The following is a 25,016-nucleotide window of genomic DNA, read 5'->3' on the forward strand; positions in this document are numbered from 1 at the left end:
TTTATGCCTTGTTGAAAAATTCAAATAATTGCTTTGCTATGCTAATTTTATCAAATTCTTTTGCACGCAAAAAAGCCTTTTGTCTATATGAAGCTTTTAATGCTTCATCATTGCACATTTTTTCTAAGCCTTCTTGCATGGCTTTTTCATCATCTACTTTTACTAAAAGTCCAAACTCATCATCTAAAAATAGCTCCCTTGCCCCACTTTTATGATCAGTGCAAAGTACGGCAGTATTACAAGCTAAGCACTCGATTAAAACATTGGAAAAGCCTTCAAAACTTGAAGCAAAAGCAAAAAAGTCACATTTACTCATGTATTTATAAGGATTTTTATCAAAACCTAGCAAAAAGACTTTGTCTTTTAAATTTAAAGTTTCTATTAAAGCTAAAAGCTCATCTTTTAAAATACCCTCGCCTAAAATGACTAATTTTAAATCAGTTTTAACTTTTGCATAAGCTCTTATAAGCATAGCATGATTTTTACCATGATCAAGCCTTCCAACACTTAATATAAAGGGATCTTTAAAGTCTATTTTTTCTTTAGATTTTTCTATAATGTTTTCTAAGTCTATGGCATTGTATAAAATATCGCATTTTTTAGCCTCTATATTGAAATTTTGTATTAAATCTTCTTTGTTTCCTATAGAATTTGCTAAGATTAAATCTGCTTTGTTATAAAGTTTTTTAATAAGAAATTTATTGATAAAAGAATTTAGATTATTATGTTTATAAATCACACTTGGAGTAGTACATTCATTGATAATAAGGGTTGATTTAAGTCCTAGGGATTTTGCCATTAAAGCAATATAATTAGGTCTATTTAATAATACAAATTGTAAATTGATTTTTAAATCTTCGCAAAGCTTTTTGTATTTCATAGCTAGCAAGGGTAGTTTTAAAAATTTAGCTAAATTACTTTCGCTTGGATTTGATTTTTCAAGGTAGTGGATATTAACTTCAGGAATATCATATGATATTTTATCATTCATTAAAATCAAATGTACTTCATATTTTAAATTTAATACAGGCAATAGCGTAGATACAACCCTTTCAGCACCACCGCTTCCTAAAGAATAAATAAAAATTGCTAGTTTTTTCATATTAAACCCTTACTTCTTTGATTAAATCAAGCCATTTTTGTGCTACATTGGCCACTTCATAATCTTTACATCGCTGCTGTGCATTAAGTGCTAGTGTTTTTCTTAAATTTTCATCTTGCATTAAAAGGGCGAGTTTCTCGCTTAAAGCTTTTTCATCATCTAAATCTACTAAAAATCCATCTTTTCCATCATCAATTAAATCTTTATGGCCGCTTGTGTATTTAGTGCTAATGCGTGCTACTTGATAATATAAACTTTCAAGCAAAACCGTTGGCAAGCCTTCTATGAAAGAGCAAAGGCAGATTATTTTTGCTTTTTTATAAAGCTCTTGTATATTTTCAACTTTACCTAAAAAATTAACCTTGATATTTAAATTCTTAGCTTCTTGTTCTAAATCTTGTCTTAATTCTCCATCGCCTGCTATGAAAAAGTTGTATTGTTTTTGTAAATTTGTATCTAGCCTTGCTATGGCTTTTAAAAACATAGAAGTATTTTTATTATGATCAAGTCTGCCTACGAAAATGACATTATTTTCTTTTTCTAAATTTTCTTTAACAGGGCTAAAATGACAAGGATTTGGCATATTGATAACTTTTTTAACAAAGTTTTCATAGTAATTTTTATCATCATTACTTAGCACGGTTAAAGCATTTGCATGAGGAAAACTTATACGGCGTAAAAACTTCCAAATTTTAGATTTTAAATAAGTATAAGAGCTATGTTCGCTAATGATTAAAGGTGTATTTAAACCTTTGTTTGCCCAAATGCAAGCAATATTAGTTGTATCTAAAAATGAGATAAAAACATCGCTTTTGTGGTCTTTAAGTGCTTGTTTTAAGGCTTTGAATTTTTTAATGCGTGAGGCTATTTTATTATAAAGAGTGGAAAAGTCAAACTGCTCTAGGGTAAAAAGTTTGATTTTTGGCTCAAGCTTGTAAAAAGAGTCTTCTTTGTGGAATTTAATAATATTTATTTCATGATTTTTACAAAGTTCATTAGCTAAAGTGACTAATACTCTTTCAGCACCGCCTGAATTTAAAGTAGCTATGATGAAAGTGATTTTCATACTTGTTCCTTTAAATGCCCATGTTTTACTTCAAATACTCTATCGCAACCTTGTATAGTTGAGAGCCTATGGGCTATGATGATGAGAGTTTTATCTTTTGAAATTTTATAGATTTCTTCCATGATTTTTGCTTCACTTTCTTGATCAAGAGCACTAGTTGCTTCATCTAAAACTAAAATTTCAGGTTGTTGATAAAGCGCTCTTGCTATGGCTATTCTTTGTCTTTGGCCTCCACTTAAAAACGAACCTGAATCACCTACCTTAGTATGCACTCCATCTTCAAGTGAATTTACAAAGCTTTCAAGATTAGCTTGTTTGATCACTTTGTGTAAAAGCGCTTCATCTACTTCTTCTCCAAAGCTAATATTTTTAGCAATAGAATCATTAAAAAGATAAATTTGTTGAGGTATGTAGCCAATTTTACTTCTAAAACTTTTTATATTGCTCTCATCAAGCTTAATTCCATCTACAAAAATAGCTCCATCGCTTGGTTTTAAAAGTCCTATGATAAGATCAACTAAAGTACTTTTACCACTTCCACTTTTACCTATAAAAGCGATTTTTTCATTTTTATTAAGCTCAAAATTTAAATTTTTAAATAAGTTTTTCTTACCCTTATAAGCAAAGAAAAGATTTTTTAAAACGATTTTTTCTTTAAATTCAATACTTTCATCGCCTAGCTTTTCTTCTTTTTCATTGAGCATGTTATAAATAATATCTAAAGAGTTTTTATAATATGTAATTTCATTATAACTTGTGATGATACGATTAGCACTTGGCATAAGCCTATAAAGAGCCACCACAAAAATAGTAATAGTTGCTAAGATAGATGAAATATCACTTTCATATCTTAAAACTAAATACACTACGATAAAACAAAGCATACAAAAACCTATACCTTCAAGGTAAATTCTAGGAATGCTTGACATGCTTTCATTGCTAATGTTTGCTTTGGCAAAAAGCCCACTTTGAATTTCATAAAGTTTTTGTGTGCTTTGTTCTTTGGTTTTGAGTTTGATGATTTTAAGGTTGTTTAAATTTGCATTTAAAATTTCAAAATAATTTTTCATCGCCTCTTCTCTAGCTATGGAAGCTTTTTTTACCAAGGGTGAGAGGATTTTAATCAAAATAAAAGCATTTAAAAGTAAAAAAGCACTTAAAGCTAGGGTGATTTTATAGTTGATAATTAGCAATAAAGTATAAAGTAAAAACACCACAAAGCTTTCACTTAGCATAAGTAAAAAAGCACTAATTAAAGTGCTTAAATGAAATACTTCTTGTGTGATGGTTTTTAAAAGTTCTGATTGATTTTTGTTAGTAAAATTTTCATATTCAAGGTGTAGGTATTTATCAAAAATACGACAAGCAAGGCTGTGGTAACGCCCTTTAGAAAAGCGCGCAAGCAAATGAAAATAAAAGGCATTTAAAAAGGCTCTAAAAATATAAAAGGCGATTAATATACAGCCAAAATAAGCAATAATCTTATAACTTGGTAAATTTAAATACTCATATACAGGTTGAAAATAGGAGCTTTTTTCTAAAAGCTCAAAATTACTCGCTACCGATACAAAGGGCATGATTAAAGAAATAGCAAAGCTTTCTATGAATCCTATAAAAATAGAAAAAATTAGCAAAGCAAATAAAAATTTCTTATCATGAGCATTGAGTATGAAAAAAAGTTTTTTTAACACTGTTTTTCCCACTCATAAGCACTTTTACAGATTAATTCTAAATTATCATATTTTGGTTTCCAATTAGTTAGGGTTTTGATTTTATCAGCATTTGAAATAAGCACAGAAGGATCTCCAGCTCTTTTTGGTGCAAGTTCTACTGTGAAATCCACCCCGCTTACTTTTTTCATAGTTTCAATAACTTCTTTTACGCTAAAGCCATGTCCATAGCCTACATTGAAAATATTACTTTCATTGTTTTCTAGGTATTCTAAAGCAGCTAAATGCGCACTTGAAATATCATCAACATGGATAAAATCTCTAATACAAGTGCCATCTTTAGTATTATAATCATCGCCAAAAATATAAAGCTTTTCTCTTTTTCCTGTGGCTACTTCAGCAGCAACCTTGATAAGTAAAGTAGCTTTTGGATAGCGTTGACCTATAGGATAACTCATGCAAGCACCTGCTACATTGAAGTATCTTAAAATGCAGTATTTAAATTCAGGATTAGCCATATTAGTATCTTGCAAGACTTTTTCGCTCATTAGTTTGCTTTGTCCATAAGGATTAATCGGTGCTAATGGACTTTGCTCATCTACGATAGGAGTTTGTGGCTCTCCATAAGTCGCTGCAGTTGAAGAAAAAATGAATTTTTTCACACCTGTTTCTAAACAAGTTTGGATTAGATTACTTGTGTTTGCGGTATTGTTCATATAATATTTTAAAGGATTTTCCATACTTTCAGGAACTTCAATACTAGCTGCAAAATGCACAATTGCATCAAATTTTTCTTCTTTGAAAAGTTTTTTAATCCCAGCATAATCGCTTAAATCTTGCTCAAAAAACTTAAAAGGTCTGATTTTAGAAAGTTCATCCAAACTTTTTTTACTGCCTTTTGAAAGATTATCCAATACACAAATTTCATGATTTGTTTCTAAAAATTGTTTTAAAGTATGAGAGCCTATGTATCCTGCGCCACCGGTGATTAAAATTTTCATTTTTATCCTTTTTGTGATATTTAATAATAGTTATTTTAATATACTTTTCTTAATTAATTTAAAACTTGCTCTTTTCTTTTTCTATGGCCTCTAAAAATGGCTTTTGATAGCTTTTATCGCTATGTTTTTGCAAAAGTTCTTCTTTGAAATTTTCTAAAATATTAAGATAATCTTCTTGGGTTAAATTACCTTTAATGAGTTCGTATTTTAAAAATAGCATATAGGTGTTTAACACATCACTTTCGCAGTATTCGTGAATTTTTTCTAATTTGTTTTGATAAAAAAGTTCTAATACTTCATTTCCATGCACATCATATTTTCCAGGAAGTCCTGCCATAGCACAAAGCGTGTCAAGTCTTAAGCCTTTTTGACCAAAACTTCCTAAAGATTCTAATAAATCACAATGTTTATTTTCTACAAATTTGCTTTTGTAGTTATTCCATTTATCGCTTGCGTCCAAATAAGCACTTGCGTTGATATTGTATTTTAATGCTCTTATAACAAGCAAAGGCATGTCATAGCTTTTACCATTAAAACTTACAAGGCGGGGTTGGTGTTTATCTATGAAGTTAAAAAACTCTTCTAGCATTTGCTTTTCATTTTCGCCTTTGATTTTATTGACTTTGATGAAATTTCCAAATTTATCTGCAATCACTGCACAAATGCTTACAACTTTATGAAAAGGCAGGGGTAAAAATTCACTTCCGCTTTCTTCTTTTTGTCTTTCTAAAGCTTGCCTGCTAATGCTTAAATCATTGCCATTAAAATCATAAAGATGTTTTATCAATTCTACATCAGGAATACTCTCACAATCAAAAACGCAAATATATTCTTGCATGATAAACCTTTTTTTAAAAAATCTTTGTTAAAATCATAACAGAAAATTTAAAAATAAAGTAGTATATGAAAATAGGTTTGGTTAAGTTATCCGCACTTGGAGATATCATCCATGCGGTAATTGTTTTGCAATTTATTAAAAAGCATTATCCTAAAGCGAGTATTGATTGGTTTGTAGATGCAAGATTTGCAGGATTATTGCAAGATCATCCAATGATTAATGAAGTATATGCCCTGCCTTTAAAAGATAGAAAATTCAAAGAAGTTTTTGCAATACTTTTTGAAGCCAGACAAAATAAATATGATGTTGTGATTGACTTGCAAGGTTTGATTAAATCTGCTTTAGTGAGTAAATTTTTATGTGCTAATACTTTTGGTTTTGATCAAGAAAGCATAAAAGAGGGCTTTGCGAGCAATTTTTATACGCATAAATTTGCGTGTAATTATGAAGAAAATATTATCGTGCGTAATCTTTCTTTGGTAGCTTATGTGCTAAATGAGCATTTTGATCATAGTGACATAGAGTTAAAACAAAGTTGTTTTAGCGTAGATGATGAGTTAAAAGAAGAGCTAGAGCAAAGACTTTCTTTAAGTGAAAGTGCGCCAAATATACTCATACATGTAGGCTCATCTATGCCTAATAAAATTTACCCAAAAGAGCGTTTGATACTACTTTGTAGAATGCTTTTAGAGTATTTTACTAGTGCAAAAATCATGCTTGGTTGGGGCAATGTTAATGAGTTTAATTTTGCTAAAGATATAGTTTTAAATTTAAAACATTTGAAAATAGAACTTGCGCCAAAATTAAGCTTAAGTGAGCTTTGTGCTTTAACTAAGGCAAGCGATCTAGTCATCGGAAATGATAGCGGGCCTACTCATTTAGCTTTTGCACTAAATAAGCCTTCTATAACGATTTTTGGTGCTACTCCTAGTCAAAGAAATGCTTATGAAACAAATATCAACAAAACAATCAATGCAGGTAAAAAAATACTGCATTCAAAGCATATCGATAAGAGTGATTTTTGCATACAAAATATCGATGAAAAAGATATTTTTAAACTTGCTTGTGAGCTTTTAGAAAAATGATAAATTATGTATATCTAAGCCTTTTTTATATATTAAAAGCCCTTGTGAAGATTTTACCTTCAAAGCTTTTAAACTCTTTTGCAAATTTGGTTGCTTTGATCACTTATAGGCTTAATCACAAACACCGCAAAATCATTGACATAAACTTAAAAATTTGTTTTCCTGAAAAAGATCAAAAATGGCGTGATGAAACTAGCCTTAATATCTATAAAAATTTTGCTAAATTTGGGATTGATTTTATCAAAAATCAAAATGCAAGCAAAGAAGAAATCATCAATAAAATTTGCTTTGATGATGAGGAGCAAATTTTAAATATAATGCAAAGTAAAAGACCCTTGATTGTAACTACGGCTCATTATGGTAACTGGGAGCTTTTGGCTTTGTCTTTTGGGGCTAAATTTCAAGGAATTTCCATAGTTGGAAGAGCACTTGATAGCGTGATAATGGATAAAATTTTAAGTAAAAATCGCACGCAATTTAATATAGAGCTTATAGAAAAAAAGGGCGGGCTTAGAAAAATGCTAAAAGCCTTAAAAGAAGGTAGATCGCTTGGAATTTTAACCGATCAAGATGCAGTGGATAGTGAAAGTGTAAAAATACAATATTTTAACCAAGAAGTAAATTTCATAGCAGGTGCAAGTGTACTTGCTAAAAAAACAAATGCTATGATTTTACCTTGTTTTGTGTATCAAAAAGATGAGAAATTTTTTGTAAAAACTTTTAAGGCTTTAGATGCAAGCAAGGCAAGTATAGAAGAGCTTACTAAGTATCAAGCAAAGTGTTGTGAAGAGATGATTAAATTTAAACCTGATGAGTATTTTTTCTTTCATAAGAGATTTAAAAGATACAATCATGAATTATATTTATAGGATATAAAATGGATTTAAAACAAATTAGTGTGATAATGATTGTTAAAAATGCTCAAAAAACTTTAAAAGCTTGCTTGGAATCTTTGCAAGAATTTGGCGAGATCGTTTTAATAGAAAATGATAGCAATGATGATACTTTAAAAATTGCTTATGAGTTTAGTAAAAATTATAAAAATATCAAGATTTATCAGCATAAATTTATAGGTTTTGGACCTTTAAAAAATTTAGCCATAAGTTATGCTAGCAATGATTGGATTTTTAATATTGACGCAGATGAGCTTGCTAAGAAAGAATTTTTACAAGAATTAGGGCAAATTGAGCCTAATAAAGAAGATATCATAGCTTTACCAAGAGAAAATTTATACAATGGAGAGTGGATTAAAGCTTGTGGGTGGTGGCCTGATCATGTAATGCGGGTGTTTAATAAAACCCATACTAGTTTTAATAAAAATTTAGTGCATGAGAGTTTAATTTTACATGAAGATAGCAAAAAGATTAAGTTGCAAAATGGTTTGAGGCATTTTGCGTTTGATGATATCGATAGTTTGTTAGATAAGCTTCAAAAATATTCTAAGCTTTGGGCTTTGCAAAATTTACATAAAGAAAGTAGTGTTTGCAAGGCTTTGCTAAGAGGAATTTGGACTTTTTTTAGAAATTATGTTTTGAAAAAAGGGATTTTTTATGGCTATAAAGGCTTTATCATAAGTACTTGCAATGGTCTTGGAGCTTTTTTTAAATATATGAAATTGCATGAGTTAAAAAAACAAAAGCCAAAAACTTGTGCTTTGATTATTACTACTTATAATCAAAAAGAAAGGCTTGCTTTGGTGCTTGATAGCGTTAAAAACTTAGAGCCTTTACCAGATGAGGTTTTAATAGCTGATGATGGAAGCAGGGAAGATACGGCTAAACTTATACAAGCTTATCAGAAAGATTTTCCATGTAAGTTAGAGCATATTTGGCAAAAAGATGAGGGATTTCGTGCTGCGGCAAGTCGCAATAAGGCAATTAATGCTTCTAATAGCGAATATATTGTTTTAATTGATGGTGATATGATTTTAGAAAAAAACTTCATTAGCGATCATTTAAAATTTGCTAGTTTAAAGACTATCTTGCAAGGTTCAAGAACTATTTTAAATGAAAAAGAAAGCAAAGAACTTTTAAGCAAAAATGATTTTAGTTTGGCATTTGACAAAAAAGGTTTTAAAAATCAAAGAAATATTTTTTTAGCTAAATGTATATATAAATTTTCAAAATTAACTAAGAATTTTTTTAAAAAATCACAACTTGTTAAAGGTAGTAAAACTTGTAATATGAGCTTTTATAAAAGTGATTTTGAAGCCATTGAGGGATTTAATGAAAAATTTATAGGTTGGGGTAGGGAAGATAGTGAGTTTGTAGCTAGATTTTTATTTAATAATGGAGTGTTTAAAAGGCTTAAATTTAATGCCCTAGCTTATCATATTTACCATGAAGAAAATAGTAAAAATATGCTTGTAATCAATCATCAAATTTATCTTGAAACTATAAAAAATAAAAAAACAACTTGGAGATAAGGCATGAAAACCGTAGGCGTAGTAATCCCCATATACAATGTAGAAAAATATCTAAAAGAATGTTTAGATAGTGTAATCAATCAAACCTATACTAACTTAGAAATCATACTCGTAAATGATGGTAGTACAGATGAAAACTCACTCAATATTGCAAAAGAATATACTCTAAAAGATAAAAGAATAACTCTTTTTGATAAAAAAAATGGTGGACAAAGTAGTGCTAAAAATGTTGGAATTGAATTTTTATCAAATGATTATAAAATAATTTTTTTAAAAGAAGAGGAGCAACTATATATTTTTAGTATTTCTAATGCAAATCCCTATGGTATTTCAAGAATTTATAAAAACAAGCAAAATGATAAATTATTAAAAATTCCAGAGATTGATTATATTATATTTTTAGATTCAGATAATTTTTGGGAGTTAAATACCATAGAAGAATGTGTTTTAAGAATGAATAATGTTGATGTTTTATGGTTTGATTATATGTGTATTTATGAAGAAGGAATAAAAGATAAAGGCCAAAAAACAAAAATGGAAATATTTAATTATACTAAAGAGTGTATTATTACTTCAAGAGAGTATGCTAAGCAAGCTTTAAAAGTAGGTTCAAGGGATGTTGCTTTTGGTGTAATGGGAATGATAAATTTTAACTTTTTAAAAAAGATAAAATTAAAATTTATAAATAAAATCATTAATGAAGATGTGCATTTTGGCCTGATTTTATTTGCAAGTGCTAAATCTATATATGTTTTTCCAAAAAAAATGTATTTATGTCGATTAAGAGCCAATAGTGTTTCTAATCATGATAAAAAAGTTACAAAAGCAAATATAGCTGGCTATTTTAAAGATATATATGATGTTTTTGAACAAGATCCTAAAAAAACAAAAGACTATCTTAAGGCTGCAAGTCGGATTGTAATGGTTTTGGAATTCATAGAATTTTTTAAAAATAATTATGGAGAGAATATTGAAGCAATGAAAAAAGTATTTTTGCCTTTTTATGCAAAAAAAGCTTTAATGATCAAAAAATTCAAAAAAGATCCTTTAAATTTAAAGGAAAAATTGCCCATTATCACACCATATGTTGAGACAAGAATTCCTTATGATATTTGGAAAATTTGGCAAAAAATCAAAAGGATTTTTAAAGCTTAAATTTTCCAATCATTTATCGCTTCAACGACCTGTTTGATTTCATCTTGTGTCATCACAGGTGAAATTGGTAGTGATAATACTTCATTGTGAATTTGTTCAGTTATGGGTAATGAAAGATTATTGAAATCTTTATAGCATTCTTGTTTATGCGGTGGTATAGGGTAGTGGATAATTGTTTGTATATTGTTTTCATTAAGGTATTTTTGAAGTTTATCTCTAAAATTGGTTCTTATGACAAATAAATGCCATACATGATCGATGTCTATTTTAGGTAATACGATATTTTCATTTCTTATATTTTTCATGTAATAATCAGCTATTTCTTTTCTTTTTTGATTGTCACTATCTAGGTATTTTAATTTAATATCTAAAATCCCAGCTTGTAATTCATCAAGTCTTGAGTTTAAACCCGCATATAAGTTTTCATATTTTTTATGAGAACCATAGTTTGCTAAAGCTCGTATTTTACTAGCTAGTAAATCATCATTTGTTGTAATGCAACCCGCATCACCCAAAGCACCTAAATTTTTCCCAGGGTAAAATGAAAACCCAGCAGCATCACCCAAACTACCAACTTTTTTTTCTTTAAAATTTGCTCCATGAGCTTGTGCACAGTCTTCTATGATTTTAAGATTATATTTTTTTGCTAGAGTATATATTGGCTTCATATCACAAACTTGCCCATAAAGATGAACTACCATGATAGCTTTTGTTTTGTTTGTAATTTTATCTTCGATTGATTTTGCATTTATATTATAAGTATTTATATCAGGTTCTATTAAAACCGGCTTGCAAAGATTATCAGTTATAGCTAATATAGAAGCAATATAAGTATTTGCAGGAACTATGATTTCATCATCTTTGTTAAATTCATAGGCTTTGATGATAATTCTTAATGCATCAAGACCATTTGCAACACCTATGCAGTGTTTTACACCGCAATATTTTGCAAAATTTGTTTCAAAATTTACACATTGCTTTCCTAATATATACCAGCCACTATTAATAACTTCATTTATTTTATCTTTTATTTCATCTTCAAATCTTGCATTAATTTTGTGTAAATCTAAAAAACTAATCATATTATAATCCTAGCAATAAAATACATATAAACATCAAGGTAATTATACTTGAAAATATAAGAGAATAATTAAAAAGCTTTTTATATTTTCTATATTTTTTCTCTACTCTATCATCATCACATAAAATAGATAAGGATAGTAAATCTTTAAAGGTAAAATTATACTTTTCTAAAAGAATTTTAACATTGTTTTTGTCGTTATAAAAATGTATTATTTTATGATAACCCCAATATTTTCTAGTTTTTTCTTGAGATTCTATCGCCATTCTTCCAAGAAAAAATTCTATGGTATTTTCAAAAGGCTCGATTTTTAATTTTTTAATTTCATCTTTGAAAATTTCTTTTAAAAATTCTATATCTTGAATTTTTAAAAATGAATCCATTAAAAGTTCTATTTCTAAATTTTCTCTAGCTTTTGTGGAAGCATTAGGCGTGCTTATATTTGCTTCATTAGCTCGAATTCTATATTTTACTAAGGTTTCTTTTGAAAAATGGATTTTAGCTTTTTGAGTAAGTAAGCTTATGTGTATTTGAGTATCTTGGTGATTGCATAGTGCATTTGGTAAAGGATAGATTTTTTTAAATACCTCTTTTTTTACAGCCATTCCGGGAGAGAAAAAACAATTCCCTTTAAAAAATAAATGCCTCAAAGCTTCAAGATTTGATCTTTGAGTGATAAAGCTTTTTGAAATTTCTATATTTTCATCGTTTATAACACTCATACTAGGATATATTACATTTACTTCTAAAGAGTTAAAAATTTGATAAATCTTTTCCAAAGCATTTTTTTCCAGCATATCATCACTTGCGCAAAATACTATGTAATCTCCACTTGAATTTTCAAAAGCAGTATTTAAAGCCCCATTTATACCTTGGTTAAAATCATGCTTTATGAGTTTTATTCTTGGATCTTGAAATTTTTGAATTTCTTTTACACTGTTATCACTTGAGTAATCATCTACTATAATAAGTTCGAAATTCTCAAAGTCTTGCTCTAAAATGCTTTGTATAAAATATTTAATATATTTTTCATGATTAAAACAAGGGGTTAAAATAGAAATTTTCATCTTTATCCTATATTGTGTTTTTGTACTATAATTTTAAATCCATCAATACCTGAAATTATAAAATACTCTTTAAATTCTTCAAATATATTATATCCTATAAATTCATTGGTTAGCGTTGATTTGATAATTTTTGTTTTGCTTATGATTGGAAGTTGATATTCTTTAAAAATAAAAGCTCTAATTTGATTGTGTATTTCAAAGCTTGTTTTTTTAAAATTAATCTTATGATTTGTATTTATATCTTGTCTTGAAAAATAACTCGAACCTATACTGTTTTGTTTAAAATTTTCATAAGTATTGTTTATTATTTTTTGAATATTTTTTTTAAAAAGGTACTCTCCGTAATTTAAATAATTAAAATAAAGATCTCTTGCTGTATCGTTAATATTTATCGGAAAAAGATATTGATCTATTATATCTCCTGTATCAATTCCATTATCTATACAATGCAATGTAACTCCAGATTCTGTTTCATTATTTAAAATAGGTGTGATAGAAGTAAAAACACCTTTATATTTAGGAAGGGCAGAAAAATGTATATTGAATAATTTATCTGATTTAAATTTTTCAACTTTGACTATTCGATCAAATTCTAATGAAAAAAATATTATTTGCTCCAAATTATATGCTTCTTCTAGAGTTATAATTTTTACATTATTATTAAGAGCATAATTTAATAGTGATTTTTGCCATGAATTAACACCAAAATCATTTTTATTTGGAATGATTGCAACTTGATTTGGTTTAAAATGGTTTTTTAGAATATATTCTAGCGAATTAACCGCTATATCATTTTTTCCTGCTATACATAATTTAATCATTTGTATAGCTTTTTAAGATAATTAATTGATTTTGCAATAATACTTTGCATTTGCTGGAATATTTTTGGTAACGATAGCCCCCCCCCCAATCATAGCATTCTCTCCTATAGTAATTCCAGGTAAAATAGTAGCATTTGCTCCAATGCTAGCACCTTTTTTAATAATAGTTTTTAAAAATTCTTTAGGGTATTGCTTTGATTTTGGATATTTATCATTGCAAAATGTCACATTAGGCCCTATAAAGACATTATCTTCTATTTCTATACCATCCCAAATTTGTACACCACATTTTATGGTAACATTATTACCAATTCTTACATCATTTTCTATAAAACAATGTGAACATATATTGCAATTATCCCCAATAATGGCGTTTGGTAAAATTACACAAAACTGCCATATATTTGTATTAACTCCTATACTTTTACTTTGCACATCTGATAGAGAATGTATCACTTTATAACCTTTAAAAATTTATCATAATTTCTTATATATTCTTTTTCATTATAAAAATCACTTGCTAGTACAAGCATTTTTGCCCCATAAGAAAAATTTTTCATCTCTCTCCATATGTTTTTACCTATGTAAAGCCCTATATCAGGACGATTTAAGATTATATTTTGAGATATTTTACCATCATTTAATATAATCTCACATGATCCATCTATCATAATTAAAACTTGTTCTAAGTTTGTATGAGCATGAGCTCCTCTTGGAAATTCTGGCTTTGTATCAAAAATATAATATATTCTTTTTATTTCAAAAGGAATATTTTTTAAATTTTCAAGTGCTATTAAAGAACCTCTTTTGTCAGTAATAGCTGAAAAATTTAAAATTTTATATTTTTCTTTCATGCTACATTTAGGATAGCATATTCATATCCCCCCCCCTCCGTATTTTTAGCTTTGCAAAATTCATCATAATTATAAATATATTCATTTTTATCATAGTAAGTATTAGCTAGTACTAGTAAAATACAGTCTTTTGAAAAATCATACATTTGTTTCCATAACATTTTATCTAAAAATAACCCTTGTTTTGGATTATTTAGCAAAAAAATTTCTTTTTTATTACCATCATCAATTTTTATCTTACACTCTCCTTTTAGAGCAATAAAAAAGAATTGAGAATTTATGTTTGCATGATCACCTCTGATAGTATTTTTTGGAATATCAAAAATATAAAAAATTCTTTTTATTTCAAAAGGGCAGTTGATATTTTTTTCGCATGCTATTAATGTTGATTTTTTATCATCAAAATAATTTAAGTTTATAAGTTTATATTTCATATGTTTTAATCCTCTTGAGAGATCATTCTGATTAATTTAGCCGGATTGCCACCTATTAAAGAATTATCTTTAAATGATTTGGTAACTACACTTGAGTTTGCAATTACACACCCTTTTCCTAGTGTAACCCCTTTTAGTATTGTCACATTATTTCCTATAAAACAATCATCACCGATTACAATATCTGCGCTTAAAATTTTTTCTGGATTATTACGATTGTTAATAGTAATACCATGAAAATCTGAATTAATTGCCGAGAAGTTTGTTCCTATTAAACATCTCTTGCCAATAATAATTTTATGTTTATAAGAAATTAAACTAAAGTTATTATTAAGATATGTATCTTTTTTAATGGTGCATGAGCCTAGATCTCTTACATCTATATGGTTATAGCAAGAATAAAAATATGGTGATGGAAAATATCCCAAATTAACATTTTTTTCTATATTAATTTGTCCCATATTGGAACTTTGAAATAACGTTGGAGAATTTATTTTAAATTTACCCTTTATATATATATTTGATAAAATATATCGATAGAATAATATTCGACATTTTTGATAAAACTTACCAATAAAGGTCATTTAATATCCTTATATTTTTGTATATACCATTTTATAGTTTTTTCCAAGCCACTCTCAAAACTTTCTTTTGGTTTCCATTGTAAAGTATTTTTAAGCTTGCTTGAATCTATAGCATATCTTCTATCATGCCCAGCTCTATCTTTTACAAAAGAAATTTGTTCTTTATATGAGTGTTGTTTTGGTAAAATTGTATCTAAAAATGAGCAAATTTTATAAGCTATGTCTATATTTTGCCATTCTTCATTTCCGCCTATATTGAATGTATCAAAAAAAGTATCTTTAGAATTTTCTAAAGCATAGTGTAAAATTTGCTCTATAGCTTCACAATGATCTTGTACAAAAAGCCAATCTCGGATATTTTTACCATCTCCATATATTGGGATAGAGTTGTCATTTAATGCGTTTCTTATGATGGTTGGTATGAGTTTTTCATCGTGTTGATTTGGGCCATAGTTGTTAGAACAATTTGAGATTATAGTGTTTAATCCATAAGTGTGATGATAGCTTCTTACGAGCATATCTGAACTTGCTTTAGAAGCAGAATAAGGCGAATTTGGAGCATATGGTGTTTTTTCTGTAAAATAACCATCTTCCCCAAGACTTCCAAAAACCTCATCTGTGCTAATATGATAAAAAAGAGTTTTATTAAATTTTGGATTTTTCACAAATGGCTCTAAAAACCAATGTTTATAGGCATTGTGTAAAAGATTAAAAGTTCCATTGATATTGGTTTTTATAAAAATATCAGGATTTTGTATGGAATTATCTACATGTGATTCTGCTGCAAAATGAATAACTATATTAATAGAATGTTTTTGAAAAATATCACGGACTAGATGTTGATCGCAAATATCTCCCTTGTAAAAAGTATAGTTAGGATGATTACTACTTGCTTGAAGGTTTTGTAAATTTGCCGCGTAAGTTAGTAAATCAAGATTGATGATTTTATCTTTTGGGTGATGTTGTAAATGATGATTTATAAAATTACTCCCTATAAAACCCGCTCCTCCGGTAATTAAGATATTATTCATTTAAAAACCTTGTAAAATTTTTTGAAGATAGTTTCCATATCCACTTTTTTCTAATAATTTAGCTCGTTTTAAAAGCTTAGCCTCATCAATCCACCTATTTCTAAAGGCTATTTCTTCTAAGCAGGCTATTTTATAACCTTGTCTTAATTCTATTGTTTGCACAAAAGAGCTTGCTTCTATGAGACTATCGTGTGTTCCGGTATCAACCCAAGCAAAACCCCTTCCTAGAATTTGGGATTTTAGTTTTTTTAGTTTTAAATACTCTATATTTACATCAGTTATCTCTAGCTCGCCTCTTTGACTTGGTTTGATATTTTTAGCTATGTCTATAGCCTGATTATCATAAAAATATAATCCTGTAACAGCATAGTTGCTCTTAGGATGCCGAGGTTTTTCTTCTATGCTTAAAACTTCTCCATTTTTAGAAATTTCTGCCACCCCAAAACGCTCTGGATCTTTTACATGATATGAAAATATACTTGCATAATGATTTTTTGCATCTTCTTTTGCGGTTTTAAGTATATCTGTAAAACCTTGTCCATAGAAGATATTATCTCCTAAAATTAAAGCTATGTCATCATTTTTTATAAAATCACTAGCAAGTATTAAGCCTTGTGCTAATCCTTCAGGTTTTTCTTGAATACAATAGGATATATCCATCCCAAGCCATGATCCATCTTGAAAAAGTTCTTGAAATTTTACTATGTCTTTTGGTGTAGATATAATTAAAACTTCTTGAATTTGAGCAAGCATTAACACCGAAAGTGGATAATAAATCATGGGTTTATCATAGATTGGAAGTAATTGTTTACATAAAGTTAAAGTACTAGGATATAGTCTTGTTCCAGAGCCACCTGCTAAAATAATACCTTTCATTTTTTCCTCTAATTGATAATAAATTTTGCAAGTAATTTTTGTCTTAAAATATAGTATAGTTTTAGTATTAGCTTATATCTAAACTTTATTTTTAATGGCTTTGTAGTTTGCGTATCTTCTTCGGTTTGCCAATTTATCATGATTATATTATCTATAGATTTATATTGTGGTATATTTTTTGGAGTTATAAAAATACTATTAGAATCAGCAAGTAATTTTGCCATTAACCCCATGCCGCCATGTGACCCTACGATGATTTTGCATTTTGATAAAAGATAAAGATCTAAATACCCATTTTCAGGAGTACTAATGTCACATAATGTATAATTTTGCTTGATGTATGGAATTAAATTATCTTGCACCCATTGTTTATCATCACTAAATAAAAATAATTTTAAATTTGGTTTGAGTTTATTTGCTAAATCAATGGTTTTTAAGAAGTACTCAATGCTTGTAGGTTTACCATAAACTATATGCTCTTGACTAAGATCACCTCTTCTTATATGAATTCCACAACTTGGAGAATTTTCAATTTCATTTGCTAAAGTTGCAAATTCTTTATTTGATGATAGGTCTATAGGATTGAAATATTTTTTTAGATTATTATAAATACAAGTCGTATTAGCTTGTCTACCAAGTGTTAGATTGTAACCATCTATATACATTGGTGGTTTAAATTCTAAAGCGCGTTCATCATTTACTTTATATTTTTTCTTAAAAGTGTGAATTTCTTCTTTTGTTGCTATGTCGATTTTTAAATCAGGAAAAATTTTTGGCAAATCCCAATAAGCATTAAAACTTTGCGAATATCCATTGTTGGTATTATAAACATTTACGCCATTTATATCAAACCATGTGATATCATATTTTACTTTATAGCCTTTTTTTGCAAACAATTGCCCTAGGGTATAGAAGTTAATTTGACTAGCTATACCGCCGTCTACTTTTATAATCACAGTATTATTCATTATTATTCCTTAAATAATTTTTCATACATTAAGTTATTGCAATTTAAATATTTAAGGCTTCTATGATAATTATCTAAAACCGCTTCTAATCTAGAGAAATATTCTTTTTCATTACATTTTAACAAAATATTTTCTAAATCATCTAGCTTGTCCGGGGAAAGTTTTATAATGCCATCCAAATTAAAGAACTCATTGATTTTTGTAGCACCTATATATAGAGGAATGCATTGCGAGATAAAACAATCAAGTATTTTTTCGGTAAAACCATATGATGAAATTTCATTTTCTATTACTATTTGATATTTGTATTTATCTAAAGATTGAGATTTAAATTGGATTGGTTTGTTCACATAGGCTCCAAAAACATCTATTTTATCTTTTACTTTATCTGCTATTGTATTGCGAATTTGATGCATAGGGGTAAAATTTTTACCAGAGACAACCATAGAGATATTTTTGTCTTTAATTTGAAATTTATTTTCATTCCAAGTGAGATTGTCATTTTTTTCTAAATAACACCATACTCCAGCTGTATATATAAATTTTGCATTAGGAAAATCATTTAATATTTTTTCATCATGTGTTAGAATATAATCAAATTCTTCATGTAATCCTTTGTATTTGTAAAAATAATTATAAGGTTTTTCTAAAATGGATCTTGGTTCTATGATCCAAGCTATTTTTTTTGTTGGCTTTCCCATGGTTTCTAAAATACTTTTACCAGTATAAAAATGTGTTTTTAACCCAAAATTAAAACGATCCCATAAAAAATATTTATTTTCTATTTTATGGTTTACACCATAAGGGTTGTGCGCTGAATGTTCATCACGTAGAAAAAATATTTCCATTTTGTCGCTATTGGCATTATATATGTTAGGAGTTTCATCGCTTAATAACGAGCTTTTATTGTAATAAGGGTAATAACATTTTCCATAATATTTATGTTGAAAAATATTTTTAGGTAAAATATGGATGTGATCACTTAATTTCATTGCAAACTTTCTTGATTATAAAATTCCTTAATCATTTTACAAATATATCCTATTTCTTCATCGCTAATTTGTGTAAATGAAGGCAACCAAAGTCCTTTTTTTCCAATTAAATTTGAAACTTCATGTTCGCCAGGAATTTGATAGGCTATTTGTTTATTGATTGGCCCATACATTAATCTTGTTCCTATATTTTTATCCTTTAAATAATTTTGAAGCTCATCTCTATTTTCAGCTAAAATATCATAAAACCATGGAGTAGTGTTTATAATATCTTGCTCAAATAATTTTACTTCTTTTATATTTTGCAATAGTTCTTTATACATTATGTAAATTTCTTTTTTTCTTTTTACTCTAAAATCAAGTTTTTTCATTTGCTCTATACCTATGCAAGCTTGAAGTTCGGTAAATTTAAAATTATATCCTATACTATCATGGAAATCATTTCCACCACCACTTCTACCAAAATCTTTTAGTTTTCTAAGTTTTGTAGCCAAAGTATCATCATTTGTTATTAACGCTCCACCTTGACCAGTGGAAATAATCTTTGGTGCTGAAAAAGAAAAACTACCTATACATCCTGCGGTTCCAATGTGTCTTTTATCAGGGTAAAAAGAGCCTAGAGATTGTGCAGCATCTTCTATAAGATATATGTTTTTTTCTTTGCATAATTTTTCAAATGCTTCTATACCTGATTTGGGATATCTACCATTTGCGCTGACTAAAATAATAGCTTTGGTTTTTGAAGTAATAGCTGATTTAGCTTTTTCTATATTCATACATAAAGTTTCTTTTTCTACATCAACAAAAACAGGTTTTACACCTATCATTTTGACAGAATTTGGAGTAGCTATCATAGTATAGTTGGGAACTATCACTTCATCATTATAGCCTATATCTAAAGCAAGAGCTGCTAAAGTTAAACTTATAGTTCCATTATTTACAATTATACAATGCTTTGCATTAGTATATTTAGCTATCATTTCTTCTAGCAAAGTAGTTCTTTTAAATTCTGTTATAAAACCATCTTCATCCATATAAGAGCATATAGCTTCTTTTTCTTCCTTGCCAAACCATGGCTTCATTTGCATTATAAAATCCATATTAGTCCTTTTTTGATTATAATTTATTTAATATTTCATTTTCAAGTTCTAAAATATTCTTTTTTCTTTTCTTTATTTTTTTTGCAGGAATTCCAGCATATATCCAAAAGGACTCTGTTTGTTGGTTTATCATACTCATTGCACCCACTGCAACCCCATCTTCAAGATGGCATCCAGGGAGTATCAAACTTCCTGAGCCGATGACAACATGTTTTTTTATTTTAGTTTTTAGAATTGTGTCGTTACGATAATTGATATCTATCATTGGTGTCGCAAAACTTTCACCGGAAAAGTCTGAATTCTCTGTTAATATTCTAACAAAACTTGATATAGCTACGAAATCTCCAATATCTATACCACCACCACCATTTAAAAAGCTATATGAAGCTATATGGACATAATTACCTATGTTAATATCTCCTGATAATATACAGTAACTTCCTATGCGCACATTATTTCCCAAAGAGATTTTTTCTGGTTTATAAATTTGGGTTAAACGATCAATCAAGACATTTTCACCTAAACTTTTAAAATTCATATTTTCAAGTTCTTTTCTTGTGTAAAACATTTCATCTAAATCAAAAGCCATTATAATCTTCTTCTATCATTATCCGCACCCACATAAGGGCCATTTTTTATTTCTAAAACTTGAGTATTATCTTCAAGTATAGTGTAACCGTGTCCACCTCTAAGTAGAATTAAAACATCACCTTCTTTTGCAATTAATTCTTCTACAAAGCTATCATAAATATCATAAATTTTTGCACTTATCGAACCTTGTTTTATATATAAAACTTCTTGAGTCCAATATACTTTTCTTTCCACTTCATTATGAGTATGTGCTAATAATTCTTTATTTGCATCATAATTCCAAGTGCCAACTTGTATAAATTCATCATCATTGGAATAAAATTTGAGTCCTTGCTCCCATTTTGAAGCTTGAATGTGTTTTGCTAAAATAATTCCATCTTTGATTATCTCTTTCATCATTATCTCCCTTAATTTTTACTTAACATATCTCTATCTGATAAAATAGGGTTATTTGTAGGCCAATTTATGTTGATTTTATCATCATTCCAAGCAAAAGTAAATTGTTCTTTGGCATCTAGGTATTCTCCATCATATGCTAATTTATAATGATATATCACTTCTTTGCTTTTAGCATAATATGCATTGCCCATATTAGGTGGGATTAAAATCATTTTTTGATTATCTTCATTGATATCAAAACTTTCCCATTTAAGATAGGTAGAAGAGTCATTTCTACAATCTACTACAACTTGCATTATATCTCCATAAACACAAGTTACATATTTCCAAGATTTATAATCTCCATGTATACCTCTTAATACATTTTGACATGATTTTGAAAATTTATCATGTTTAAAATATAATCCTTTAGGTAGTAATTTTTCTATTTCATCTTTTAAAAAAGAAGTCCAAATATTTCCTCTCAAATCAGTTGAAATATTTGGAGTTACAATATAAACCCCTTTAATTTTTTTGGATTCTTCTATATTAAATTCTATAGCCATTACTCATAATACCTCATTATTTTATATCCACCTTGTTTCAGATAGACATCTTTATTCATAAGTTTTAAATCACTTTTCATCATATCATCAACTAAATTTTTAAGATTATACTCTCTATTCCAGCCTAGTTCTTTTTCGGCTTTAGAAGGATCACCTAAAAGCAAATCAACTTCAGTAGGTCTAAAATATCTAGGATTCACTTTTACTACTACTTGACCTTTTTGAAGATGATTAAAATTTAAAGAAAGCTCTTTAGCTCTTTGTTGGTCAAAATCTTCTATAAAACCTTCTTCATCTACTCCGCTTCCTTTAAAATTTAATTTTATCCCGCAGTATTCAAAGGCAAGCTTCACAAAGTCTCTCACTGTAGTAGTTTTTCCAGTAGCTATAACCCAATCATCGGCCTTTTTATGTTGAAGTATCATCCACATCATTTTTACATAATCTTTTGCATGACCCCAATCTCTTTTAGCATCTAAATTACCAAGATAAAGTATATCATCTAAATTTAAAGCTATTTTTGCAGCCGCGCGGGTGATTTTTCTAGTTACAAATGTTTCTCCTCTAACGGGACTTTCATGATTAAATAAAATTCCATTACATGCAAACATATCGTAAGCTTCTCTGTAATTTACTGTAATCCAATATGCATACATTTTTGCTACTGCATAAGGACTTCTTGGATAAAATGGAGTTTTTTCACTTTGTGGGGTTTCTTGTACTTTTCCAAAAAGCTCTGAGGTAGAGGCTTGATAAATTTTAGTTTTTTGAGTTAGATTTAAAAATCTCACCGCATCAAGTATTCTAAGCGTACCTATACCATCAGCATTTGCCGTGTATTCAGGTGTTTCAAAGCTAACATGCACATGACTCATAGCAGCAAGATTGTAAATCTCATCAGGTTTAATCTCAGCTATTATTCTAGTTAAATTCATAGAATCAGTCATATCACCATAGTGTAAATAAAAATCATTTTCTTTTCCATGATGACCTTCAAACAAATGATCTATTCTATCTGTGTTAAATAAAGAAGATCTTCTTTTTATGCCATGTACCTCATAACCTTTATTGAGTAAAAATTCAGACAAATACGCCCCATCTTGTCCAGTAACTCCAGTTATTAATGCCACTTTTTTCATTTATATCCTTTTATAATCATCTTCTAATCTTACTATATCATCTTCACCTGTGTATTCACCCACTTGAGCTTCTATAATCACAACAGGAATTTTGCCATAATTACTTAAACGATGTTTTTGCCCCATTTTTATATAGATTGATTCATTAGGTCTTACTAAATTTTCCACTCCATCTATTTCTACGCTTGCCGTACCACTTAAAACTATCCAATGTTCGTTTCTGTGAAAATGTTTTTGCAAAGAAAGTCTTTTACCAGGTTTAACTTCTATACGTTTGATTTTATATCCTTTTTCATCTTCAAGTATAGTAAAACTCCCCCAAGGTCTATGCGTACAAAGATGATTTTTACTTAGATTTTCATTTTCTTGAATAGCTTCATAAATTTGCTTTACTTTTTGAGAGGATGATTTTTTGCTAATTAAAAGCGCATCTTGAGTATCTATGATAAATATATCATCAAGATCAATTGTAGCTATAAATTTCTTTTGATCGCTTGCATAGCAAAAGATATTATTAGAATCTAAAAATTTGGTATTAACATTAGAATAATTATTACCATTATTAAACTCTTTAGCTAAGCTTTCAAAGCTTCCTACATCACTCCAAGAAATGTTACTAGGTATCACTTTTACTTTGTTTGATTTTTCCATCAAGGCATAATCTATACTTAGTTCTGGAATTTTCTCCATGTCTGCTGATTTGATTTTGATAAAATCATTTTGTATTAAAGCATTTTTATGCGCTTTTAAACAAAAATCATATATTTCTTTTGAATAAGCTTGTATTTGCTCTAAGAAAAAACCAACTTTAAACATAAACATACCAGAATTCCATGAATAATTTCCATCTTCTAAAAATTCTTTAGCTTTTTTAAAATTTGGTTTTTCTATAAAAGCTTCAACATCATAAGTATTTTTGGATTTAATATAGCCATATCCAGTATGTGGATTATCAGGTTTTATACCAAAAGTGACAAGATAATTATTATTTGCAAATTCTAAAGCTTTAGCTATTGCTTCTTGATATGCTTTTTCATTTTTGATTAAGTGATCACTTGGTGTAATTAAAACTATTTCTTCTTTAGGCAAAGATAAACAAGCTAAAGTAATAGCTGCCGCAGTATTTTTTGCTAGTGGTTCTAAGATAAACCTAGCTTCACTTGTGTTTGAAATTTGATCAAGAGCTAGAAAATACTGTTCTTCGTTGCATACTATTAAAGTATTAGAGCAAAATTTGGAATTTCTTTGCAAAGCTAACTCAAATAAAGACTTATCATCAAATAATTTTAAAAATTGTTTTGGCATTAGTGTTCTGCTAAGTGGCCAAAGTCTTGTGCCGCTACCACCACAAAGAAGGATATTGGTCATTTGTTCTACTCTCTAATCCTAAAATTTCTTTTTCTAAAACTTCTAATATTTTTTCACTAAAATGCTTATATTGAAAAATATTAGTTAATTTTTTAATGTATTTTAAACTTTGCTTTTTATGCATGTAATTTTGCCATAAAATTTCTTTATTTTTGTTTTCATATCTACCATTTTCATTAAATTCATAGCGGTATATACATTCTTTCGATATAAAAAAACTTTCACTAATCAGAAAATTTACATAGTTAAAAAGCACATCCTCTCCATAGCAAAGCCTCTCTTTAAAATCAACATGCTCAAAACTTTTTAAAATCAAATTTTTCTTATATACTTTCGCCCAAACACTCCAACAAAAATGCTTTTGTTTAAGTAAAAATTCCAAAAATTCATCTTTGTTAAAAAGCCCATCTTGTTTAAATCTATAAAATTTCTTAAATTTCACTCTATGTACATATGCATCAAACACTACCATATCTACATTTTTGATTTTTTCAAGCCCAACTTCACAAGCGTTAAGCTCTAAATAATCATCAGGATCTAAAAACATTATAAAATCTGATTTTGCATTTAATACACCTATATTCCTACTAGCAAAAGTTCCTAAATTTTCTTCATTGTGTATGATTTTTATCCTATCATCTTTACTAGCATATTCTTTAGCTATATCTATACTTTTATCATTGCCAAGGTCGTCTACCACAATGATTTCTATATCTTTAAAAGTTTGTTTAATACAACTTTCTAATGCTCTAGCAATATACTTTTCCACATTATAGGTTGGTAGTATGATGGAAATTTGACTCATTTTAGCTCTTTATTTTTTG

27 protein-coding genes are annotated in these 25,016 nt (G+C 28.4%); 4 read left to right on the top strand and 23 right to left on the bottom strand.

The features are described 5' to 3' along the window. Position 1: 1 nt before the first annotated feature. Genes L8X27_RS04040 through L8X27_RS04060 form a run of 5 tightly spaced genes read right to left on the bottom strand, consistent with a single transcriptional unit; the run spans position 2 to position 5,677 of the window. Entirely contained in the window at positions 2-1,102 is a 1,101-nt protein-coding gene (locus L8X27_RS04040) for a glycosyltransferase (RefSeq protein ID WP_263668096.1), read from the bottom strand. 1 nt (position 1,103) lies between these two features. Further along, entirely contained in the window at positions 1,104-2,168 is a 1,065-nt protein-coding gene (locus tag L8X27_RS04045; protein ID WP_263671142.1) for a glycosyltransferase, read from the bottom strand. Continuing rightward, positions 2,165-3,859 carry an ABC transporter ATP-binding protein gene (locus L8X27_RS04050; protein ID WP_263662223.1) on the bottom strand — a complete coding sequence of 565 codons (1,695 nt, stop codon included), beginning with the start codon at positions 3,857-3,859 and terminating at the stop codon, positions 2,165-2,167. The genes L8X27_RS04045 and L8X27_RS04050 overlap by 4 nt, the downstream gene beginning before the upstream one ends. After that, on the bottom strand, positions 3,853-4,839 hold the full coding sequence (gene galE / locus L8X27_RS04055; protein WP_263671143.1) for a UDP-glucose 4-epimerase GalE: 987 nt from the start codon (positions 4,837-4,839) through the stop codon (positions 3,853-3,855). Before galE ends, L8X27_RS04050 begins: the two co-directional genes overlap by 7 nt. A gap of 58 nt (positions 4,840-4,897) precedes the next feature. Further along, positions 4,898-5,677 (bottom strand): 3'-5' exonuclease, encoded by a 780-nt coding sequence (locus tag L8X27_RS04060; RefSeq protein ID WP_263671144.1) that lies wholly within the window; start codon positions 5,675-5,677, stop codon positions 4,898-4,900. 65 nt (positions 5,678-5,742) lie between these two features. Here L8X27_RS04060 and waaC point away from each other — a divergent pair, with 65 nt between their 5' ends. From waaC to L8X27_RS04080, 4 genes are read left to right on the top strand one after another with little or no spacing between them, the layout of a single operon-like run. Next, positions 5,743-6,762: a lipopolysaccharide heptosyltransferase I gene (gene waaC / locus L8X27_RS04065; RefSeq protein ID WP_263671145.1), complete on the top strand. Its 1,020-nt coding sequence runs from the start codon at positions 5,743-5,745 to the stop codon at positions 6,760-6,762. Further along, positions 6,759-7,631, top strand: coding sequence for a lipid A biosynthesis lauroyl acyltransferase (locus tag L8X27_RS04070; protein ID WP_263661245.1), 873 nt, complete (start codon positions 6,759-6,761; stop codon positions 7,629-7,631). Before waaC ends, L8X27_RS04070 begins: the two co-directional genes overlap by 4 nt. A gap of 8 nt (positions 7,632-7,639) precedes the next feature. After that, positions 7,640-9,187, top strand: a complete 1,548-nt coding sequence (locus L8X27_RS04075) for a glycosyltransferase family 2 protein (RefSeq protein ID WP_263671146.1) — start codon at positions 7,640-7,642, stop codon at positions 9,185-9,187. A gap of 3 nt (positions 9,188-9,190) precedes the next feature. Then, positions 9,191-10,342 carry a glycosyltransferase family 2 protein gene (locus tag L8X27_RS04080; protein WP_263671147.1) on the top strand — a complete coding sequence of 384 codons (1,152 nt, stop codon included), beginning with the start codon at positions 9,191-9,193 and terminating at the stop codon, positions 10,340-10,342. Here L8X27_RS04080 and L8X27_RS04085 read toward each other — a convergent pair. The 18 genes from L8X27_RS04085 to L8X27_RS04170 are packed head-to-tail and all read right to left on the bottom strand — an operon-like array spanning position 10,339 to position 24,997. Continuing rightward, positions 10,339-11,424 carry a DegT/DnrJ/EryC1/StrS family aminotransferase gene (locus tag L8X27_RS04085; protein WP_263671148.1) on the bottom strand — a complete coding sequence of 362 codons (1,086 nt, stop codon included), beginning with the start codon at positions 11,422-11,424 and terminating at the stop codon, positions 10,339-10,341. The genes L8X27_RS04080 and L8X27_RS04085 overlap by 4 nt on opposite strands. Position 11,425: 1 nt before the next feature. Then, complete coding sequence (locus tag L8X27_RS04090; RefSeq protein WP_263671149.1) at positions 11,426-12,490, bottom strand: glycosyltransferase family 2 protein; 1,065 nt, start codon at positions 12,488-12,490, stop codon at positions 11,426-11,428. 2 nt (positions 12,491-12,492) lie between these two features. Then, a complete protein-coding gene (locus L8X27_RS04095) occupies positions 12,493-13,311 on the bottom strand; it encodes a formyltransferase family protein (protein WP_263681071.1) in 819 nt (272 codons plus the stop codon). Between the two features lie 21 nt (positions 13,312-13,332). Beyond that, complete coding sequence (locus L8X27_RS04100; RefSeq protein WP_263671151.1) at positions 13,333-13,767, bottom strand: N-acetyltransferase; 435 nt, start codon at positions 13,765-13,767, stop codon at positions 13,333-13,335. Next, entirely contained in the window at positions 13,764-14,165 is a 402-nt protein-coding gene (locus tag L8X27_RS04105; protein ID WP_263671152.1) for a sugar 3,4-ketoisomerase, read from the bottom strand. The genes L8X27_RS04100 and L8X27_RS04105 overlap by 4 nt, the downstream gene beginning before the upstream one ends. Then, positions 14,162-14,599: a sugar 3,4-ketoisomerase gene (locus L8X27_RS04110; RefSeq protein ID WP_263671153.1), complete on the bottom strand. Its 438-nt coding sequence runs from the start codon at positions 14,597-14,599 to the stop codon at positions 14,162-14,164. Before L8X27_RS04110 ends, L8X27_RS04105 begins: the two co-directional genes overlap by 4 nt. A 5-nt stretch (positions 14,600-14,604) precedes the next feature. After that, positions 14,605-15,183, bottom strand: a complete 579-nt coding sequence (locus L8X27_RS04115) for an acyltransferase (RefSeq protein WP_263681072.1) — start codon at positions 15,181-15,183, stop codon at positions 14,605-14,607. After that, complete coding sequence (rfbB, locus tag L8X27_RS04120) at positions 15,180-16,214, bottom strand: dTDP-glucose 4,6-dehydratase (RefSeq protein WP_263671155.1); 1,035 nt, start codon at positions 16,212-16,214, stop codon at positions 15,180-15,182. Before rfbB ends, L8X27_RS04115 begins: the two co-directional genes overlap by 4 nt. Next, positions 16,215-17,090 carry a glucose-1-phosphate thymidylyltransferase RfbA gene (gene rfbA / locus L8X27_RS04125; protein WP_263671156.1) on the bottom strand — a complete coding sequence of 292 codons (876 nt, stop codon included), beginning with the start codon at positions 17,088-17,090 and terminating at the stop codon, positions 16,215-16,217. Positions 17,091-17,098: 8 nt separating this feature from the next. Next, entirely contained in the window at positions 17,099-18,058 is a 960-nt protein-coding gene (locus tag L8X27_RS04130; protein ID WP_263671157.1) for an alpha-1,2-fucosyltransferase, read from the bottom strand. A 2-nt stretch (positions 18,059-18,060) separates the two neighbouring features. Further along, the gene (locus L8X27_RS04135) at positions 18,061-19,050 is read right to left on the bottom strand and encodes a hypothetical protein (protein ID WP_263671158.1); all 990 of its coding nucleotides are present in this window, start codon (positions 19,048-19,050) and stop codon (positions 18,061-18,063) included. Beyond that, a complete protein-coding gene (locus L8X27_RS04140) occupies positions 19,047-20,150 on the bottom strand; it encodes a DegT/DnrJ/EryC1/StrS family aminotransferase (protein ID WP_263671159.1) in 1,104 nt (367 codons plus the stop codon). Before L8X27_RS04140 ends, L8X27_RS04135 begins: the two co-directional genes overlap by 4 nt. A gap of 16 nt (positions 20,151-20,166) precedes the next feature. Next, entirely contained in the window at positions 20,167-20,739 is a 573-nt protein-coding gene (locus L8X27_RS04145; RefSeq protein ID WP_263671160.1) for an acyltransferase, read from the bottom strand. Further along, positions 20,739-21,137 (bottom strand): hypothetical protein, encoded by a 399-nt coding sequence (locus L8X27_RS04150; protein ID WP_263671161.1) that lies wholly within the window; start codon positions 21,135-21,137, stop codon positions 20,739-20,741. Before L8X27_RS04150 ends, L8X27_RS04145 begins: the two co-directional genes overlap by 1 nt. 11 nt (positions 21,138-21,148) lie before the next feature. Further along, positions 21,149-21,685: a dTDP-4-dehydrorhamnose 3,5-epimerase family protein gene (locus tag L8X27_RS04155; RefSeq protein ID WP_263671162.1), complete on the bottom strand. Its 537-nt coding sequence runs from the start codon at positions 21,683-21,685 to the stop codon at positions 21,149-21,151. Next, positions 21,685-22,824, bottom strand: a complete 1,140-nt coding sequence (gmd, locus tag L8X27_RS04160; protein ID WP_263671163.1) for a GDP-mannose 4,6-dehydratase — start codon at positions 22,822-22,824, stop codon at positions 21,685-21,687. The genes L8X27_RS04155 and gmd overlap by 1 nt, the downstream gene beginning before the upstream one ends. Then, the gene (locus tag L8X27_RS04165) at positions 22,825-24,192 is read right to left on the bottom strand and encodes a mannose-1-phosphate guanylyltransferase/mannose-6-phosphate isomerase (RefSeq protein ID WP_263671164.1); all 1,368 of its coding nucleotides are present in this window, start codon (positions 24,190-24,192) and stop codon (positions 22,825-22,827) included. It abuts the gene before it with no gap. After that, positions 24,164-24,997 (bottom strand): glycosyltransferase family 2 protein, encoded by an 834-nt coding sequence (locus tag L8X27_RS04170; RefSeq protein WP_263671165.1) that lies wholly within the window; start codon positions 24,995-24,997, stop codon positions 24,164-24,166. The genes L8X27_RS04165 and L8X27_RS04170 overlap by 29 nt, the downstream gene beginning before the upstream one ends. Positions 24,998-25,016: the final 19 nt, after the last annotated feature.

The sequence above is a fragment of the Campylobacter sp. CNRCH_2015_1657 genome (assembly GCF_025772685.1).
Classification (GTDB): domain Bacteria; phylum Campylobacterota; class Campylobacteria; order Campylobacterales; family Campylobacteraceae; genus Campylobacter_D; species Campylobacter_D lari_D.